This is a genomic window from Nocardia mexicana NBRC 108244 (genome assembly GCF_001613165.1).
Classification (GTDB): Bacteria; Actinomycetota; Actinomycetes; order Mycobacteriales; family Mycobacteriaceae; genus Nocardia; species Nocardia mexicana.
Genome location: NZ_BDBV01000029.1, coordinates 76,381 through 94,333, shown reverse-complemented (window position 1 = coordinate 94,333; position 17,953 = coordinate 76,381). Strand labels below are relative to the sequence as shown.

Annotated in this window: 16 protein-coding genes; 11 read left to right on the top strand and 5 right to left on the bottom strand. The window is 69.1% G+C overall.

Annotated elements, in window-relative coordinates:
- From uvrC to whiA, 4 genes are all read left to right on the top strand, one after another.
- Positions 1-1,992 (top strand): excinuclease ABC subunit UvrC (gene uvrC, locus NM1_RS12495; RefSeq protein ID WP_068018545.1); only part of this gene is annotated, 1,992 nt, incomplete at its 5' end.
- Positions 1,993-2,122: 130 nt separating this feature from the next.
- Positions 2,123-3,100: an RNase adapter RapZ gene (rapZ, locus tag NM1_RS12490; RefSeq protein ID WP_084519491.1), complete on the top strand. Its 978-nt coding sequence runs from the start codon at positions 2,123-2,125 to the stop codon at positions 3,098-3,100.
- The gene (locus NM1_RS12485; RefSeq protein ID WP_068018542.1) at positions 3,097-4,191 is read left to right on the top strand and encodes a gluconeogenesis factor YvcK family protein; all 1,095 of its coding nucleotides are present in this window, start codon (positions 3,097-3,099) and stop codon (positions 4,189-4,191) included. The genes rapZ and NM1_RS12485 overlap by 4 nt, the downstream gene beginning before the upstream one ends.
- Positions 4,182-5,165, top strand: coding sequence for a DNA-binding protein WhiA (gene whiA / locus NM1_RS12480; RefSeq protein WP_068018539.1), 984 nt, complete (start codon positions 4,182-4,184; stop codon positions 5,163-5,165). The genes NM1_RS12485 and whiA overlap by 10 nt, the downstream gene beginning before the upstream one ends.
- 48 nt (positions 5,166-5,213) lie before the next feature.
- Here whiA and NM1_RS12475 read toward each other — a convergent pair whose 3' ends face one another.
- Positions 5,214-5,816: a GNAT family N-acetyltransferase gene (locus tag NM1_RS12475; protein WP_068018536.1), complete on the bottom strand. Its 603-nt coding sequence runs from the start codon at positions 5,814-5,816 to the stop codon at positions 5,214-5,216.
- 201 nt (positions 5,817-6,017) lie between these two features.
- Between NM1_RS12475 and NM1_RS12470 the strand changes: the two genes are divergently transcribed.
- The 5 genes from NM1_RS12470 to tpiA all read left to right on the top strand — a co-directional run bounded on the left by NM1_RS12470 (position 6,018) and on the right by tpiA (position 10,121).
- On the top strand, positions 6,018-6,248 hold the full coding sequence (locus NM1_RS12470; RefSeq protein ID WP_068018533.1) for a hypothetical protein: 231 nt from the start codon (positions 6,018-6,020) through the stop codon (positions 6,246-6,248).
- A 127-nt stretch (positions 6,249-6,375) separates the two neighbouring features.
- Entirely contained in the window at positions 6,376-6,885 is a 510-nt protein-coding gene (locus tag NM1_RS12465) for a hypothetical protein (protein WP_147288969.1), read from the top strand.
- 179 nt (positions 6,886-7,064) lie between these two features.
- Positions 7,065-8,084 (top strand): type I glyceraldehyde-3-phosphate dehydrogenase, encoded by a 1,020-nt coding sequence (gap, locus tag NM1_RS12460; protein ID WP_068018528.1) that lies wholly within the window; start codon positions 7,065-7,067, stop codon positions 8,082-8,084.
- Positions 8,085-8,088: 4 nt separating this feature from the next.
- The gene (locus tag NM1_RS12455) at positions 8,089-9,336 is read left to right on the top strand and encodes a phosphoglycerate kinase (RefSeq protein WP_068018525.1); all 1,248 of its coding nucleotides are present in this window, start codon (positions 8,089-8,091) and stop codon (positions 9,334-9,336) included.
- Positions 9,336-10,121 (top strand): triose-phosphate isomerase, encoded by a 786-nt coding sequence (tpiA, locus tag NM1_RS12450; RefSeq protein WP_068018521.1) that lies wholly within the window; start codon positions 9,336-9,338, stop codon positions 10,119-10,121. Before NM1_RS12455 ends, tpiA begins: the two co-directional genes overlap by 1 nt.
- A 158-nt stretch (positions 10,122-10,279) precedes the next feature.
- On the opposite strand, the gene NM1_RS12445 is transcribed toward tpiA, so the two are convergent.
- Positions 10,280-11,092, bottom strand: coding sequence for an SAM-dependent methyltransferase (locus NM1_RS12445; protein WP_211339391.1), 813 nt, complete (start codon positions 11,090-11,092; stop codon positions 10,280-10,282).
- A 92-nt stretch (positions 11,093-11,184) separates the two neighbouring features.
- Here NM1_RS12445 and NM1_RS12440 point away from each other — a divergent pair, with 92 nt between their 5' ends.
- Complete coding sequence (locus tag NM1_RS12440) at positions 11,185-12,363, top strand: cytochrome P450 (protein WP_068018515.1); 1,179 nt, start codon at positions 11,185-11,187, stop codon at positions 12,361-12,363.
- 8 nt (positions 12,364-12,371) lie between these two features.
- On the opposite strand, the gene NM1_RS41015 is transcribed toward NM1_RS12440, so the two are convergent.
- The 3 genes from NM1_RS41015 to NM1_RS12420 form a co-directional block, all read right to left on the bottom strand.
- Positions 12,372-14,789, bottom strand: coding sequence for a thiamine pyrophosphate-dependent enzyme (locus NM1_RS41015; protein ID WP_246011288.1), 2,418 nt, complete (start codon positions 14,787-14,789; stop codon positions 12,372-12,374).
- Positions 14,790-14,830: 41 nt separating this feature from the next.
- A complete protein-coding gene (locus NM1_RS12425; RefSeq protein ID WP_068018511.1) occupies positions 14,831-15,607 on the bottom strand; it encodes an META domain-containing protein in 777 nt (258 codons plus the stop codon).
- Between the two features lie 91 nt (positions 15,608-15,698).
- Positions 15,699-17,111 carry a lipase family protein gene (locus NM1_RS12420; protein WP_114699580.1) on the bottom strand — a complete coding sequence of 471 codons (1,413 nt, stop codon included), beginning with the start codon at positions 17,109-17,111 and terminating at the stop codon, positions 15,699-15,701.
- A 143-nt stretch (positions 17,112-17,254) separates the two neighbouring features.
- On the opposite strand from NM1_RS12420, the gene NM1_RS12415 reads away from it, so the two are divergent.
- Positions 17,255-17,878: a TetR/AcrR family transcriptional regulator gene (locus NM1_RS12415; protein ID WP_068018509.1), complete on the top strand. Its 624-nt coding sequence runs from the start codon at positions 17,255-17,257 to the stop codon at positions 17,876-17,878.
- The last annotated feature ends 75 nt before the right edge of the window (positions 17,879-17,953 follow it).

The following is a 17,953-nucleotide window of genomic DNA, read 5'->3' as shown; positions in this document are numbered from 1 at the left end:
ATCTACGTCGGCAAGGCCAAGAGCCTGCGCAACCGGTTGAACTCCTACTTCGCCGATATCGCCGCGCTGCATCCGCGCACCCGGCAGATGGTCACCACCGCCGCCAGCGTGGAGTGGACGGTGGTGACCACCGAGGTGGAAGCCCTGCAGCTGGAATACAACTGGATCAAGGAGTTCGATCCGCGGTTCAACGTCCGCTACCGCGACGACAAGACCTACCCGATGCTCGCGGTGAGCATGAACGAGGAGTATCCGCGGGTGTTCGTCTACCGGGGCGCGCGCAAGAAGGGGGTGCGCTACTTCGGTCCCTATGCCCACGCCTGGGCCATCCGCGAGACGGTCGACCTGCTGTTGCGGGTGTTCCCGGTGCGCACCTGCTCGGCCGGAGTCTTCAAGCGGCACCGGCAGATCGGGCGGCCCTGCCTGCTCGGTTACATCGACAAGTGCTCCGCGCCGTGCATCGGCCGGGTGAGCGCCGAGGAGCATCGCCGCATCGCCGAGGACTTCTGCGACTTCCTGTCCGGTAAGACCGACCGCATGGTGCGCGAGCTCAAGCGCCAGATGCAGTCGGCGGCAGAGGATTTGGACTTCGAGGCCGCGGCTCGGCTGCGCGACGACGTGCAAGCGCTGGAGCGTGCGCTGGAGAAGCAGGCGGTGGTGCTGGGCACCGGTACCGACGCCGACGTGATCGCCTTCGCCACCGACGAACTGGAGGCCGCGGTGCAGATCTTCCACGTGCGCGACGGCCGGGTGCGCGGCCAGCGCGGCTGGGTGGTCGACAAATCCGGCGACGCGGCCGACGTGGTCGAGGCCGGGGGCGAGCTGCCCGCCCTGGTCGAGCAGTTCCTCACCCAGTTCTACGGCGAGCAGGCCGCCTTCGCCGAGCACACCGATACCGAGACCGCGGCGACTGTGGTGCCGCGCGAGGTGCTGGTGCCCGCGCTGCCGGGCGATCCCGAGCAGGTCCAGAGCTGGCTGTCGGAGCTGCGCGGATCCGCGGTACAGCTGCGGGTGCCGCAGCGCGGCGACAAGAAGGCGCTGATGGAGACCGTGCAGCGCAACGCGGGTGAGTCCCTGGCCCAGCACAAGCTCAAGCGCGCGGGCGACCTGACCGCGAGATCGGCTGCGCTGCAAGGAATTCAGGACGCGCTGGAACTGGACAGCGCCCCCCTGCGCATCGAATGCGTCGACATCAGCCACGTGCAGGGCACCGACGTGGTGGCCTCGCTGGTGGTGTTCGAGGACGGGCTGGCGCGCAAGTCCGAATATCGTCACTACACGATCAAGGAGGCCGCGGGGGAGGGCCGCTCCGACGATGTCGGCAGCATCGCCGAGGTGACCAGGCGGCGGTTCCAGCGGCTGCGCCGCGATCTGGATGCGATGGAGGCCGCGGAGCTGAGCGGCCGGGCGGTCGCGGGGGCGGAGCTCACGGACACGACGGGCGCGGCATCGGCCGAATACGGCGGCGACACACCCGGCGACACCGAGCCGAATATCCCGCCCGGGATCGACCCCAAGACCGGTAAGCCGCGCAGATTCTCCTATCCGCCGAACCTCTACGTCGTCGACGGCGGCGCACCCCAGGTGAACGCCGCCGCCGAGGTGCTCGACGAGCTCGGCATCACCGATGTGGCCGTGATCGGGCTGGCCAAACGCCTGGAGGAGGTCTGGGTCCCGGGCGAACCGGACCCGGTGATCATGCCGCGCAACAGCGAATCGCTCTACCTGCTGCAGCGAGTCCGCGACGAGGCGCACCGCTTCGCGATCACCTTCCACCGCAGTAAGCGCTCGCGGCGCATGACCGCGTCCGCGCTGGACTCCGTGCGCGGTCTCGGGGAGTCGCGGCGTACCGCCCTCGTCACCCACTTCGGGTCGGTGGCGCGGCTGCGGGACGCTACGGTGGAGGAGATCACGGAGGTCCCGGGGATCGGGGTGGCGACGGCGAAGGCCGTGCTGGCGGCCCTGAACGCGAGCGAGGCGAACGGTGGGTGACCGGTGCCCGCCCCGGGGCGCCGGTGCATGGAAACGGTCACGGCTCGGTTTCGCCTGCCGCGTGTCGGGCGACACGCCCGGCCGCGGGACGGAATGATCGAACGACAGGCAGACACGGATCCGGTAGGACATGACCAGCGTCGAATCGAACAGCAACCCGGCGACCTCGTCGCCGCCACAGCCGGGCAGCGCCGAGGCCACGCCCGCAGCCCCGTCCGGCAACGGCGGGCGGGTCGAGGTGGTCATCGTGACCGGCCTGTCCGGCGCCGGGCGCGGCACCGCGGCCCGGGTGCTCGAGGACCTGGGCTGGTACGTCGCCGACAACCTGCCGCCCGAACTGATCGGTCGGATGGTCGAGCTGGGCGTCTCGGCGGACCCGCCGATCCGCAAGCTCGCCCTGGTGATGGACGTGCGCAGCCGGTTCTTCACCGGCGATCTGTCGGGCGTGACCGAACAGCTGCGGGGCGCCGGGGTGCGCACGCGGGTGCTGTTCCTCGAGGCGTCCGATGACGTGCTGATCCGCCGGTTCGGCTTCGCCCGCCGCCGCCACCCGCTGCAGAGTGAGAGTGCCGACGGCACTCTCACCGCGGGCATCGCCGCCGAGCGGAGCCGGCTGTCGAAGGTGAAGACCGCCGCCGACCTGGTCATCGACACCACGGCGCTGTCGGTGCACCAGCTGCACCGCAAGCTCGAGGAGGCCTACGGCAGCGGTGCGGCGGCCGCCCTGCAGATCACAATCCAATCGTTCGGTTTCAAGTACGGAGTACCACTGGACGCCGACATGGTGTTTGATTTGCGTTTCCTACCCAATCCGCATTGGGTACCGGAACTACGCGAACACACTGGACAGGACGCGGTGGTCAGCGAGTACGTGTTGTCCCGCCCGGGCGCCGAGGACTACCTGCGGACCTGTTGCCATCTGATCGATCTGACGACGAACGGGTACCGCCAAGAGGGGAAGCGATACATGACCGTGGCAGTGGGCTGCACCGGCGGCAAGCACCGCAGCGTGGCGATAGCGGAGGCGCTGGGCGAGCTGCTCCGTGACAGAGAACCCGACCCCAGCGATGTCGTGCGGGTGGTGCACCGGGATCTGGGGCGCGAATGAGCGCAGGCGAGGACACCGCGGCAGACCGTGCACCGGAGCCCGCGGCGGACGGCCGTGAATCCGGTCCCGCGATCGTCGCCCTCGGCGGCGGCCACGGGCTGTACGCGACCCTGACGGCGGCACGGCGGCTGAGCCGCACCATCACCGCGGTGGTGACCGTGGCCGACGACGGCGGATCCTCCGGCAGGCTGCGGGCCGAGCTGGGCATGTTGCCGCCGGGCGATCTACGTATGGCGCTGGCCGCGCTGGCCGAGGACACCGACGGACTGTGGGCGCGCGCCGTGCAGCACCGATTCGGCGGCACCGGGGCGCTGGCCGGGCATTCGGTCGGCAACCTGATCGTGGCGGGCCTGGCCGAGGTGCTGGGCGACCCGGTGGCCGCGCTGGACGAGGTGGGCCGGATCCTGGGCACCACCGGCCGGGTGCTGCCCATGTCGCCGACCGCGCTGACCATCGAGGCCGACGTGTCGGGGCTGGAGGCCGATCCGCGGGTGAGCCGCTGTATCCGCGGGCAGGTGGCGGTCGCGACCACGCCCGGCAAGGTGCGCCGGGTACGGCTGATCCCGTCCGACCCGCCCGCCAGTCCGGAGGCGACCTCCGCGATCGAGCACGCCGACGTGGTCGTGCTGGGCCCCGGATCCTGGTTCACCAGCGTGATTCCGCACGTCCTGGTGCCCGGTCTGCGCGAGGCACTGGTACATACCAGGGCACGAAAAGTGCTGGTACTCAATCTCGCTGCCGAGCCCGGCGAGACGGCCGGATTCTCCGCCGAGCGGCACCTGCATGTATTGTCCCAGCACGCACCGGATTTCGCGGTCGAGGATGTGGTGGTGGATTCCGGGTCCGTTCCGGAGGGCAGAGAACGCGAACATGTGGCAAGAGCTGCCGAACAGCTGCGTGCACGAGTAACCTTCGCTGATGTCGCCGAGGCAGGGACGGACCGGCACCACCCTGGAAAGCTAGCCGCCGCACTGGATCAGGTGATCCGGCAACCTCGGCCGGAATCAGCAAGGCTTCGAGTCGAAGGACGGCACATGGGCCAGCAGGTGCGGTCCGCGTTGGGTGGAAAGGAGCGGGTCTCGTGGCGATGACAGCCGAGGTCAAGGACGAGCTTAGCCGTCTGTCGGTCTCGCAGGTGAGTTCACGCAAGGCGGAACTGTCGGCGCTACTCCGGTTCGCGGGCGGCCTGCATATCGTCGGTGGCCGGGTGATCGTCGAGGCCGAGGTGGATATGGGATCCATCGCGCGCCGGCTGCGCCGGGAGATCTTCGAGCTGTACGGCTACGGCTCGGATGTGCATGTGCTCGGTGCCGGCGGGCTACGCAAGACCTCCCGGTATGTCGTGCGGGTGTCGAAGGAGGGCGAGGCGCTCGCCCGCCAGACCGGCCTGCTGGATGTGCGCGGCCGTCCGGTGCGCGGGCTGCCCGCCCAGGTGGTCGGCGGCAGCATCCCCGATGCCGAAGCCGCATGGCGCGGTGCGTTTCTCGCGCACGGCTCGCTCACCGAACCCGGCCGGTCCTCGGCGCTCGAGGTGAGTTGCCCGGGTCCCGAGGCGGCGCTGGCGCTGGTGGGCGCCGCCCGCCGGATGGGCATCTCGGCGAAGGCCCGCGAGGTGCGCGGCACCGACCGGGTGGTGGTGCGCGACGGCGAGGCCATCGGCGCGCTGCTGACCCGGATGGGCGCCCAGGACACGCGGCTGACGTGGGAAGAGCGCCGCATGCGCCGCGAGGTCCGGGCGACGGCGAACCGCCTCGCCAATTTCGACGACGCCAACCTGCGGCGCTCGGCGCGGGCCGCGGTGGCCGCGGCCGCCCGGGTGGAGCGCGCCCTGGAGATACTCGGCGACGACGTGCCCGACCACCTGGCCGCCGCCGGTCAGCTGCGCGTGCAACACCGCCAGGCGTCGCTGGAGGAGCTGGGCCAGCTCGCCGACCCGCCGATGACGAAAGACGCGGTGGCGGGCCGCATCCGGCGCCTGCTGTCGATGGCCGACCGCCGGGCGAAGGAACTGGGCATCCCCGACACGGAGTCGGCGGTCACGGCCGAACTGCTCGAAGACGCGTGAGTAAGGAGGGCCGGTCGATATGACCGGCCCTCTCTCATGTGCCGACCGTCAGTCGTCCGCGGGGCGGCGGAGCATGGCCCAGGTGCGGGGGCCGTTGTCGGGGAGGTCGACCTCGGCGGTGACCGTGAATCCGAGGCGCTCGTAGAAACGGACGTTGGTCTCGTCGGAGGTTTCCAGGAAGGCCGGGACTCGATCCTGTTGCGCCGCTTGCAGTCCCGGCTCGATCACCGCGCGGCCGAGGCCGCGGCCCTGCCGGTCGGGATCCACTCCGACGGTGCCCAGGAACCACACCGGTTCCACCGGCCGGTGCGGCGCCATGGCGTGCTCGGCGGCCTCGCTGGCCGCCAGGCGATCACCGGCCAGCTCGGCGAACAGGGGAGCCAGCTCGCCGAACACCGGCCCGGCATCCGTCTCGGGTGTCGTCCAGACGGCCACGGCATCACCCTCGTCCGCGACCCAGACCCGCCCGTGCGGCAACCCGATACGCGTGACGAACAGCCGCTGGAACCGCTCCACTCGCCCCTGGTGATCGTCGGCCGCCACGGTGTGCCGCGTCCACGGGTAATCGGCGAACGCCCGCCCCAGCGTCCGCACCGCCTTCGACACATCCGCCGCCGTCCCCACCCGCACCCTGACCCCATTGTCGGCCACTCGAACCTCCTAGTCTGTTATTGCACAACCGATGCTACCGATCGCGTCGGATTGCCCGATTGCCCTGCACCGCAAGACAATCGAGCCTGCTTAGCTCGGCGTGTCGCATGCGGGTGTCGCGGTCGGACGATCCTCGACGCGGTCGCAGTGCGGGTAGCGTGAGCCCCCATCGACCGAGAGCCGCGACGCAAGGGGCTGACGATGAATCAGGCCACTCAACTCGATCCCGAACAGTTCGACTGCGAATCGATGAGGATCCTCGTCCGGCTCCGCGAGCTCGAGACGGCCGAGCGGGCGTCCGGCGAGGCTGCAGCCCGAGACGCTGAGGGTCGACTACACGAGTTGCGAGAGTTTCGGTTGTCGACCGAAGCGCACTTCGCCGACATGAAAGCGATGCTGCTGGAGTACCTCGAAAGTCGTGGAATGCCCTAGTTTCACAACCCGGTTGATTATCCACAGGTGGCTCTCGACAGCGCCTGACGTGGGTCGGCTGTGCGGTAAGTTCGGGCCTCCGGATCGAGAGTTGCCGAGCAGCGAAGGGGGATCGACAATGACGAGGTTGACGCAACTGGAGGCGAGGGTGGCCGCGTTGGAAGCAGAGCGGGTCGACGGCCGGGCAGTGTTGGCGGCGGTACATGCCCACCGAGCGAAGACCGACGCGGACCAGGAGCGCAACGAGTCGAAGTTCGCTGCGTTGCAGGCGGGGCAGGAGGCGCTGCAGGCCAGGCAGGATGTGCTGCAGAGCGGGCAGGAAGCGCTGCAGGCGGGGCAGGAAGCGTTGCAGGCCAGGCAGGATGTGCTGCAGAGCGGGCAGGAAGCGTTGCAGGCCGGGCAGGAGGCTCTGCAGGCCGGGCAGGGCGTCCTCGAAACAAGGGCGGACTTTCAGCGCGAGGCAACGAATGCACTCGGCCTGCGGCTCGCGGAGTTCCAACAGGAAACCCGCGATCGGTTCGATCGCACGGACCGGTCTCTGGCCGCGTTGCGATCCGGGCAACGCGCCTTGGAGGAGAACTTCGCCGAGTTCAGGGATCTTCTTGTCCAGGCGCTGGATAGGGGCCGCGGCGAATAGACGCGCTGCATTGTCGAAGACGGCCGCCGACCGGCCCCGGGTGGGATTCGGGGTCGGCTCGGCATCGCCCTGCGACGTCGAAGTCGCCCGTCGGCAGGGGCATGTCCGTGATGTAACACGCGGGCATTAGGGTGGACCTGCAACGGAACGAATCCGCTTGAAAGCTGAGGAGCGATAACGTGACTGTCCGGGTAGGCATCAACGGCTTCGGCCGCATCGGACGTAACTTCTTCAGGGCGGTCGAGGCGCAGAAGGCGCTCGGCACCACGGATATCGAGATCGTCGCGGTCAACGACCTCACCGACAACGCCACGCTGGCGACCCTGCTCAAGTACGACTCCATCCTCGGCCGCCTGCCGAAGGACGTCTCGCTCGACGGTGACGACACCATCGTGGTCGGCGACCAGCGGATCAAGGCGCTGGCCATCAAGGAGGGTCCGGCCGCGCTGCCCTGGGGCGATCTGGGCGTCGACGTGGTCGTCGAGTCGACCGGTATCTTCACCGACGCCACCAAGGCGAAGGGCCACCTGGCCGCCGGCGCCAAGAAGGTGATCATCTCCGCGCCCGCCAAGGGTGAGGACCTGACCGTGGTGATGGGCGTCAACGACGACAAGTACGACGGCAGCCAGAACATCATCTCCAACGCGTCGTGCACCACCAACTGCCTCGGCCCGCTGGCCAAGGTGCTGCACGACAACTTCGGCATCGAGCGTGGCCTGATGACCACGATCCACGCCTACACCCAGGACCAGAACCTGCAGGACGCGCCGCACAAGGATCTGCGCCGCGCCCGCGCCGCCGCCCTGAACATCGTGCCCACCGGCACCGGTGCCGCCAAGGCCATCGGCCTGGTGCTGCCCGAGCTCAACGGCAAGCTGGACGGCTACGCCCTGCGAGTCCCGGTCCCGACGGGCTCGATCACCGACCTGACCGCCGACCTGCGCAAGCAGGCCTCGGTCGACGAGATCAACGCCGCCTTCAAGGCCGCCGCCGAGGGCCCGCTGAAGGGCATCCTGAAGTACAACGTCGACCCGATCGTCTCCAGCGACATCGTCACCGATCCGCACTCGTCGATCTACGACGCGCCGCTGACCAAGGTGATCGACGGCCAGGTCAAGGTCAGCTCCTGGTACGACAACGAGTGGGGCTACTCCAACCGCCTCGCCGACCTCATCGGCCTCGTCGGCAAGTCGCTGTAAACCCATGGCAGTCAAGACACTTCAGGATCTGCTGTCGGAGGGTGTCGAGGGCCGGGGCGTGCTGGTGCGCTCCGACCTGAACGTCCCCCTCGACAGTGCCGTTTCGAGCGACCCGCAAGCGATCGCTAGCGGCGGGAAGATCACCGACCCGGGCCGCATCATCGCGTCGGCGCCGACGATCAAGGCGCTGGCCGAGGCCGGCGCCAAGGTGGTCGTCACCGCGCACCTGGGCCGCCCGAAGGGCGAGCCGGATCCGGCGCTGTCGCTGGCCCCCGTGGCCACGAGGCTGGCCGAGGAACTGGGCCGCAACGTCCAGCTCGCCGGTGATGTGGTGGGCCAGGACGCGCTGGCGCGCTCCGAGGGCCTCACCGACGGCGATGTGCTGCTGCTGGAGAACATCCGCTTCGATCCGCGCGAGACCAGCAAGGACGACGCCGAGCGCGGCAAGCTGGCGCGCGCCCTGGTCGAGCTGGTCGGCGACGACGGGGCGTTCGTCTCCGACGGCTTCGGCGTGGTGCACCGCAAGCAGGCGTCGGTGTACGACGTCGCCAAGCTGCTGCCGCACTACGCGGGCACCCTGGTGGCGGCGGAGGTCGAGGTGCTGCAGAAGCTGACGGCCGATCCGGAGCGGCCCTACGCGGTCGTGCTGGGCGGGTCGAAGGTCTCGGACAAGCTGGCCGTCATCGAGGCGCTGGCTCCGAAGGTCGACACGCTGGTGATCGGCGGCGGCATGTGCTTCACCTTCCTTGCGGCACAGGGCCTTTCGGTCGGCACCTCGCTGCTGCAGCAGGAGATGGTGGCTACCTGCCAGGGCCTGCTGGAGCGGTACGCCGATGTCATCCACCTGCCCGTCGACATCGTGGTGGCCGACAAGTTCGCCGCCGACGCGGACTCGAAGGTCGTGCCCGACAACGAGATTCCCGACGGTTGGATGGGCCTGGACGTGGGCCCGGAGTCGGCGAAGCGATTCGCGGCGCTGCTGACCGAGGCGAAGACGATCTTCTGGAACGGCCCGATGGGCGTGTTCGAGTTCGAGAATTTCGCCGCGGGCACCCGCAGTGTCGCCGAGGCGATCGTCGCGGCCACCGGCAAGGGCGCGTTCTCCGTTGTGGGCGGCGGAGATTCGGCCGCGGCGGTCCGTATTCTGGGTCTGCCCGAGGACGGTTTCTCGCACATCTCCACCGGCGGCGGCGCGTCGCTGGAATACCTGGAGGGCAAGGAACTTCCGGGCATCGCGGTTCTGGAGGAATGATGGCACGCAAGCCGCTGATCGCCGGCAACTGGAAGATGAATCTCAACCACCTCGAGGCGATCGCCCTGGTGCAGAAGATCGCTTTCGCCCTGCCGGACAAGTATTTCGCCAAGGTCGACGTCACGGTGATCCCGCCGTTCACCGACATCCGCAGCGTGCAGACGCTGGTGGAGGGCGACCGGCTGCTGGTCACCTACGGCGCGCAGGATGTGTCGACGCACGACGCGGGCGCCTACACCGGTGAGATCAGCGCCTCCATGCTGGCCAAACTGGGCTGCTCGTTCGTCGTGGTGGGCCATTCGGAGCGCCGGCAGTACCACACCGAGGACGACGCCACCGTGGCGGCCAAGGCCAAGAAGGTGCTCGACAACGGGATGACGCCGATCGTGTGCGTCGGCGAGGGCCTGGGTGTCCGGGAGGCGCAGACGCACGTCCAGTACAACCTGGAGCAGCTGCGCGGATCGCTGAAAGGCCTGTCGGCGGAGGAGATCTCGAAGGTCGTCATCGCCTACGAGCCGGTGTGGGCGATCGGCACCGGCCGGGTGGCCACGCCCGCCGATGCGCAGGAGGTCTGTGGCGCGCTGCGGGCCGAACTGGCGGAGCTGGCCGACCCCGAGATCGCCGGGGCGACGCGGGTGCTCTACGGCGGCTCGGTGAACGCCAAAAACGTCGGCGAACTGATCGCGCAGACCGATATCGACGGCGCGCTGGTCGGTGGGGCCTCGCTGAAGGGCGACGAGTTCGCCACGCTCTCGGCCATCGCCGCGGGCGGCCCGCTGCCGTAAACGGTTGCAGGACAGCAGAATCGGCCCGGTATCGCTCAGTCGGTACCGGGCCGATTGCTTTTGTGGATGAGTGATTCCGGGCAAAAGCGTGCCGGAATGACGAGGGGGGAGGGCTGGCGTTGTTCGCCGCGAATGTCGAGGGGTGGGCTGGCGTTGCTTCAGGGCACCCGCGCGACCGCGCCGAGCATGGACACCGCCTCCGGCCGGGGATGGGCCTTCCAGCTCTCCGGACGCCACGACATGATGGATCCGATGCCCGGCGGCACCACGTCCAACCCGTCGAAGAAGCGGCTGAACTCGGCCGTGGAGCGTAGCCGGAACGGAATGCCGCTGCGCCGGTTGGCCTCGTCGCTCTCGGCGAGGTCCTCCGCGGTGAGGTGATCGCTGGTGGCATGAGTCATCACCAGGTAGCTGCCCGACGGCAGCGCCTCGCACAGCTCCCGGACGATCTCGTAGGGCCGGTGCTCGTCGGTGATGAAATGCATGACGGCGACCAGCATGAGCGCGACCGGCTCGGTCAGGTCGAGGGTGGCGAGCAGGTCGGGATGGGTCAGGATGCGCCCCGGCTCGCGGACGTCGGCCTCGAGGTAGGCGGTCCGGCCCTGCGGGCTGCTGTTCAGCAGCGTGCGGGCGTGGATGAGCACGATCGGATCGTTGTCGACGTAGACGATGCGCGATTCGGGCGCGATGTCCTGCGCGATCTCGTGCACGTTCCCGGCGGTCGGCAGCCCGGCGCCGAGGTCCAGGAACTGCCGGACACCCGCCTGCTGCGCCAGGTAGGTGACCGCGCGGCGCAGGAAAGCGCGGTTCTCCAAGGCGGCGAACTGGATGCTCGGGAAGGCCTCGGCCACCATCTCGGCCGATTCCCGGTCGGCCTCGAAGTTGTCCTTGCCGCCGAGCCAGTAGTCGTACCGGCGGGCCGGATGGGGCTTGGTCACATCGATGCCGGGCGGTGCCTGTTCGGATTCCACGATGCTCTCATTCCTCTCGACTACTGTGATCATGTCAGCTCGCAGTGTGAAAAACGGTAGCGCCCCCTGCCGCACCGCTCGGAAGGCTCGCCATGCAATTGCAGTACAGCCCCTACGATTTCGACGTGCACGCGGACCCGTATCCGTACTACGCGCGGCTGCGCGAGCACGCCCCGGTCTTCCGCAACGAGACCGACGATTTCTGGGCCCTGTCGCGGCACGCGGATGTGCTTGCGGCGCTGCGTGATTCGCAGCGCTTCTCGAGCGCCAACGGGCTGCGCATGGAGCCCGCGTTCTGGGGTCCGCAGGCGGAGCAGTTCTTCTCCTTCGTCGCCATGGACCCGCCCAAGCACACCCGCATGCGCGGCCTCGTGACCAGGGCGTTCACCCAGCATCGGGTGCAGTCGCTGGAATCGCGGGTGCGCGAGATCGCCCGCGGCCTGCTGGAGCCGCTGCTCGCGCGGGGCAGTTTCGACCTGATGTCCGAATTCGCGGCGCCGTTCCCGACCGAGGTGATCTCCGAGCTGGTCGGAGTGCCCGAAGCGGACCGGGACATGGTGCGCAAACTCGGCATGGAGATCATGTACACCGAGGAGGAGTCCACCGATCTGCGCCCGGAGGCGATGCAGGCGATCGGCGCCCTGGTCGGCTATTACACCGAGCTGACCATCGAGCGTCACAAGCATCGCGGCGACGATCTGCTGTCGGACCTGCTCGACGCGGCCGACGGTGACGATCGGCTCACGCCGGAGGAGATCGTGGGCGTGCTGATCCTGCTGGTCGGGGCCGGTAGCGAGACGGTCATGCTGACCCTCGGCAATCTCTGGCACGCGGCGTGGGAGCATCCCGAGCAGCGTCGGCAGGCGCTCGGCGGCCGCCTCGACGACTGGATCGCCGAGGGCATGCGCTACGACCCGGCCACCCAGTCCAACCTGCGCACGGCCACCGAGGACCTCGAACTGCACGGGGTCCGCATTCCCGCGGGGGCGCGGATGCTGCTGATCAGCGGGTCGGCCAACCGGGACCCGGAGGTGTTCCCGAATCCGGACGCCTTCGACCTGGACCGGGACACCGGCGCATCCCTGGTGTTCGGCAGCGGCCGACACCACTGCCTCGGCTCGAACCTCGGCCAGCTGGAGCTGCGCATCGCCCTGCAGGAGATCGTGGCGCGGATCTCGGACTACGACATCGACGCCCAGGCCTTGCGCCGCATCCACTCCTCCAACAACCGGGGATTCGCATCCCTGCCCACCACCGTCGTCAACCGGTGAGAGGAATCTCAGGGGGCGGCGACCAGCTTCTGCGCCGCGGTTTCGACGGCGGTTTCGTCCAGTAGGACGGTGCTCGCCGCGGGGCCTAGGGGAACGAAGCTGTCGGTGCTGGTGGCTCGGGCGATGCGGCCGTCGAATCCGGCGTCGAGGAGGGTGGCGCAGACCGATTCGGAGACGCCGCCGCTGCGGCGGGTCTCGTCGGCGATCAGCACCCGGCCGGTGGCGCGGGCGTGCCGCAGCAGGTCCGCCTCGGGAAGCGGTGCGAGCCAGCGTAAGTCGAGGACGCGGGCGTGAATTCCCTGATCGGACAGGCGTTGCGCGGCCCGCAGGCTCATCGGTACGCCGTTGGCGAAGGAGACGATGGTGAGATCTGTTCCGTCACCGTAGGTTCGGGCGCTGCCGATCTCGACGTGCTCTCCGGTGGTCTCGGCGAGCCAGGCGTCGTCGCCGGACTCGTAGAGGTCGCGGGTGTGGTAGAGCGCGATCGGCTCCAGGAACAGGCACACCCGGCCGTCCACCCGGGCCGCCGATACGCAGGTGCGCAACATGGCGGCCGCATCGTCGGCACGGGCCGGTGACGCGACCAGCACGCCCGGGATATCCCGCAGCGCCGCAACGGAATCGTCGTTGTGGAAGTGCCCGCCGAACCCCTTCTGGTAGGCGTAGGCGGCGATCCGCACCACCATCGGGTTGCGGTACTGCCCGGTGGAGAAGAACTGCAGCGTGGCGGCCTCGCCGCGGATCTGATCGAGCGCATTGTGCAGATAGGCGAGATACTGGATCTCCGGAATCGGCACGAATCCCGCGAGTCCGGCCCCGAGCGCGGTGCCGAGGACGCTCTGCTCATCGAGCAGGGTGTCGAAAACCCGTCGTGCCCCGAAGGTTCGCTGCAGCCCCTTGGTGACGCCGTAGACCCCGCCCTTGCGCCCGACGTCCTCGCCGAAGACCAGCACATCGTCGTCGCGCTCCAGTGCCTGGGCGAGTGTGCTGTTGACGGCCTGCGCCAGGGTCTGCGGAATGTCACTGCGGGACTGCGTGTCTCGGCTGCCGGAGGTTCTCTCGTCGTCGCGGCGGGCGGCGGGATGCCTGGGCCCTTGTTCGCCGCTCCTCGGCTCGCGGTCCGCAGAACGGGTGTCGGTGCCGCGGTATGAAACTGGACCCTGCTGCGGCGCAACATCTTCCGTGTGACCTGCGGCAGTCTCGGCGCGTGCGTCGGCCGATGGTGCGGTGTCGCTCGCCGTGACCCCGGCCTCGGGCAGGTCCTGCGGCAGCGACTCGGTGCGGGTGGCGTCGGCGCGGATCCGGCCCGGGTCCTCGGGCGCCAGGGGTGCCGTCACCGCGGCCGCCGACGTCAGCTTCGCCTCGCGTGCAACGCTTTCCGCTACCTCGGCCACGTACGCGCCGATGGCGTCGTACCGCGCGAGCACCTCGGTCGAGTCGGCAACCCCTGCGGTGACCAGCAGGCGGGCGGTGGCCGTCAGCGGGTCGCGTTCGGCGTCGCCGGAGATGTCGGCGGATCGGCGGTAGGCCGATTCGACATCGGAGCCCGCGTGTCCCAGCAGCCGCACGGTGCGCAGCCGGAGGAAGGCGGGCTCGCGGTGCTCGCGCACCCATTCCACCGCCTTCGCCGAAACCGACAGCGCCTGCAGGAGATTGCAGCCGTCGGCGCTGAAATACCGCATACCGGGCCGCGATCCGTACGCGTGCTCGATCCATTCGGGTGGGGTGGGGACGCTGATGCCGATGCCGTTGTCCTCGCACACGAACAGCACCGGAATCGGGATCCGCTGGTGCGCAGTGTGAATCGCGGCATTGACGGCCCCGGCGGCGGTGGAGTGGTTGGCGGAGGCGTCGCCGAAGCTGCACAGCACCACCGCGTCCGGCGGCCATTCGGTGTACCGGCCCAGCCGGTCGGCGCGGCCCAGCGCGAACGCCAGCCCCACCGCGCGCGGCACGTGCGAGGCGATGGTCGAGGTCATCGGGATCACGGCGGCGTGCTTGCTGCCGAAGACCTTGTGGCGCCCGCCGGAGATCGGATCCGTCGCCGCGGCCACCACACCGAGCAGCACATCGCGAACGGGATCCGCCCCCTGTGCCTGGCGGCTGCGATAGACGAAGAACGCCCCCGAACGATAGTGCAGCAGCGCGGGATCGGACGCGCGCAGGGCGGCCGCCACGGCCACATTGCCCTCGTGCCCGGCCGAGCCGATGCTGTAGTAGCCGCGCCCGGCGGCGCTCAGGTGGCGCGCGGCCAGATCGAGATGCCTGCTCGTCGCCTGCGCGTCGAAGTACCGCAGGCAGTCCGCGGCCGTGTAGGGATAGCCCTTGTGGACCGGATCGTCTGCGGCACAGCGAAATCCCGGTGCCGCGGCCGCCACGTCGGTGCGGAACCGCCGGTCGAGTTCTGCTTCCCGTTCGTTGATCACGTCTCCCATGATGTTGCCCCGCGGCCGGAAGCGGGCCGGATTCACTGGGCGCGCAGGACCAGGCCGGTATTGTTGCCCGAATTGCGCAGTGTGAGTGTGTCGGCGTCGATCGTGGCCGAGGTCTTGCCGTCCAGCGCCTCCAGCACCTGCCGCTCGACCTCCATCACCTCCGGCGCGCACGCCATCCGGGTGGTGGCGATCCGGAAGGTGACGTCACCGCCCGCGATCTCGGCGGTGCCCATCATCCGATTGCAGCCCGCGCTGCCGCTCACCTGCCCGTCGGGGGCGATGGTGAGCGTCGGGTGCGCGTCGTCGAGGGCCTGCGAGCGCACCTGCGCATCGGGTCGCAGCAGTGCGGTGACGGTCCAGGAGGTGCCGGTGAGCGGCCGGTCCGGCTGGGCGACCTTCTTGTCCAGCAGCGTGACGGTGATGCCGTTGCCGGTCAGTGTGAGGGTGTCGTCGGAGAGGGCCCACTTCGGCGCCGACTGCAGCAGGTCGGTCTGCCAGCCGTCGGCACCGGACTTGCCGTCGGGGCAGGCCATCAGCGTGGTGGCCATCCCCGCGACCCGCAGGACATCGCCGTCGAAGCTGACCGGTCCGCTGCCGGTGTTGCAGCCGGAGTCGGCGGAGACGCGCCCGTCGGCGAAGGTGAGTTGCATCGGCCCGCCGCCGGGGATCGGAGTGCCCTCGACCTTCGTCGAGACGAACGAGCGTCCCATCGGTGTGGGCGCGGGCGTGTCGTTGCTGTTCCCCGAGCAGGCCGCGGCCAACCCGAGCGCGGCGAGAAGGGGAACCAATCGCAGCAGGGGAGCCGGCATGCCGCGATCCTACCGGCGGGCGCCGCCGGTAGGCCGCAGGCGCGACCCGGCCAGCCGGTGCCGGTAGGCCGGGTCGCGGCGCTCGGCGCGATCAGACCGGCATGCCCAATGCCGAGGCCAGCGTCTGCCCGATCGCGTTCACGAAGGTGCCGATCGCGCCCGGATCCAGGATCTGGCTGGGCACGTCGCGGTTGTGGCATCCGGCGGGCGCGGGAATGCCGTTGAGCCGGTCGTTCAACCACATGGCGGCGCTGGCGGTCCCGGATACGGCGGCGATGCCGTGCTCGCTGAGGATGTCGCGGGTGTAGAAGACCTCGGCCTCCGGGTCTCGGCAGTAGATGTCGTAGGTCTTGTTGACCGCGTTGATCGGCATGGCCTCGTCGAACGGCGCCTCGTAGATGTGCAGCGGCGCGGTGGGGGTGCCGCGGTTGCCGAGGGTCAGTTCGTCCAGCAGCGGCTGGAGTTCGGGCGCCAGCAGCGGATCGCCACCCGGATAGTCGAACAGGCCCTTGATGTTCACGAACGGAAATCCGGCGAATTGCAGTGCGACGCACTGGTTTTCGTGAATCACCCGGACGCCCTTGCCGAGCGGGTTCATGTACTTGTCGATGAACTCGTTGAGCTGCGGGTATTCCCGCGCCACCCCGAACAGGCCGCCGAGCACCGCGCCGCCGAAGGTGGAGGTGGCATTGTTGTAGTCGAGGGCCATCCGGATATCGGCCATCAGGCCGCCGGTGGACGAGCCGACGAGGTTCAGTTCGGGCGCGTAGGTGGGCTGCAGCTCGGCGGCGTGCGCGGTGGGAATGGCCCCGCCGGAATAGCCCCACATCGCGACGCGGGTATCGGCGCCCTGCAGCCCGGCCGGATCGAAATTCTCGGCGGCCCGGATGCCGTCGAGGGTGATGCGACCGCCGAGCGGCCCGGCCGCATACGCCGCGTCGGGGCCTTCGTGATCGGGGATCACGACCGCGTGGCCGAGCTGCAGCATGGCTTGGACTTCGACGAATTCGAGCTGGATGACATTGTTGAGCGGATTGGGCAGCGACCCCATCTGCAGCGCGTAGGACGGCGCGCAGTTCTGCGACAGCGAGTCCTCCGCGAACTGGAACGACAGCAGGCTGCGCTGTCCGGTCGGCGCCGGGCGGTGCGGCACGATCACCGTCGCCACCGCGGCGATCGGCTCGTCGCGAGTGTTGGTGCTGCGGTAGGAAACCTGCCAGGCCCGCACATTCAGCGGGATCAGCCAGAAGTTGGCCAGATTCACCTGCCGGGCGGCCAGGATCTGGCCCGGCTGCGCCGCCGCGACCCGCGCCGGATCCGGGTTGTAGAACGCCTGATCCTGATACGGCGGCGCCGGCGGCAGCGGGAACGGCAGCGGCGGCGCCACCGGAACCGGTTCCGCGGCAGCGGTATTCGCGACGATCGGGCAGACGGCCACGGTCAGTCCGGCCGCCATCATCGCCACACAGGTCCGGGCGGCGATCGCCCGAGTTGTCGCCTTCATTCCGAGCTCCTCCACATGCGCGCGGATCGCGCTCGTGCCACAAATAGAGAGCGAGCGCTTCCTAAGTTACGTGCATGACTGTATGTCTTTGCGGGAAACTGTGTCAACGGTCACGTCCGCGAGCACTGGCATGATGGGCGATCGTGACCCGACCGCACCGCCGCACCCAGCAGGAACGCCGCGCCGCCACGGTGACGAAACTGATCGACGCCACGCTCGCCGCCATCGGCGAGGTCGGCTATCACCGCGCCAGCGTGCAGGAGATCTGCGGGCGCGCCGGGCTGTCGACGGGTGCGATGTTTCGCCAGTTCGACAGCCGGCTGGATCTGATCGTGCGCACCGCCGAGGCGATCGTGGCCCGGCAGCTCGACGGTTTCCGTGCGGCGACAGCGCAACTCGGCGCCGCCGACGACACTCTCGATGTGGCCCTGCGGTTTCTGCGACAGGCACAGTCCTCGGCGCTCACCCACGCGCTCCGTGAGATCTATCTGGCCGCGCGATCGGACGACGAATTGCGTTCGCGCATAACGCCGATCGCGGAGTCCTACTACCGCGACATCGTGTCGGCCGTCAACGAGGCCGAGGTGCTGGCGAATTTTCCGGAACAGGTGCGGGAGCCGCTGTTCTTCGCGATGCTGTACGTCTTCTCGGGGGAGGCCGTGGTCCGGGGTGTGTACACCCGGCCGGACCTCGACGATGCGGTACTGGGGCTACTGGAGGACATGCTGCGGACGTATGCGGAGCGCGGTCCGAGTTCGGGTGGGTGAGCACGTGCGAAAAATCCCCCGTAGGTCCGACATCACCGGAACTACGAGGGATTCGCACCATGGGTTCACGGACGC

Bases quoted from the DNA above. Each gene is read 5' to 3' on its own strand.
- rapZ (WP_084519491.1), top strand. From the start codon at position 2,123: ATGACCAGCGTCGAATCGAACAGCAACCCGGCGACCTCGTCGCCGCCA.
- NM1_RS12485 (WP_068018542.1), top strand. From the start codon at position 3,097: ATGAGCGCAGGCGAGGACACCGCGGCAGACCGTGCACCGGAGCCCGCG.
- NM1_RS12470 (WP_068018533.1), top strand. From the start codon at position 6,018: ATGAATCAGGCCACTCAACTCGATCCCGAACAGTTCGACTGCGAATCG.
- NM1_RS12455 (WP_068018525.1), top strand. From the start codon at position 8,089: ATGGCAGTCAAGACACTTCAGGATCTGCTGTCGGAGGGTGTCGAGGGC.
- tpiA (WP_068018521.1), top strand. From the start codon at position 9,336: ATGGCACGCAAGCCGCTGATCGCCGGCAACTGGAAGATGAATCTCAAC.
- NM1_RS12440 (WP_068018515.1), top strand. From the start codon at position 11,185: ATGCAATTGCAGTACAGCCCCTACGATTTCGACGTGCACGCGGACCCG.
- NM1_RS12425 (WP_068018511.1), bottom strand. From the start codon at position 15,607: ATGCCGGCTCCCCTGCTGCGATTGGTTCCCCTTCTCGCCGCGCTCGGG.
- NM1_RS12420 (WP_114699580.1), bottom strand. From the start codon at position 17,111: ATGAAGGCGACAACTCGGGCGATCGCCGCCCGGACCTGTGTGGCGATG.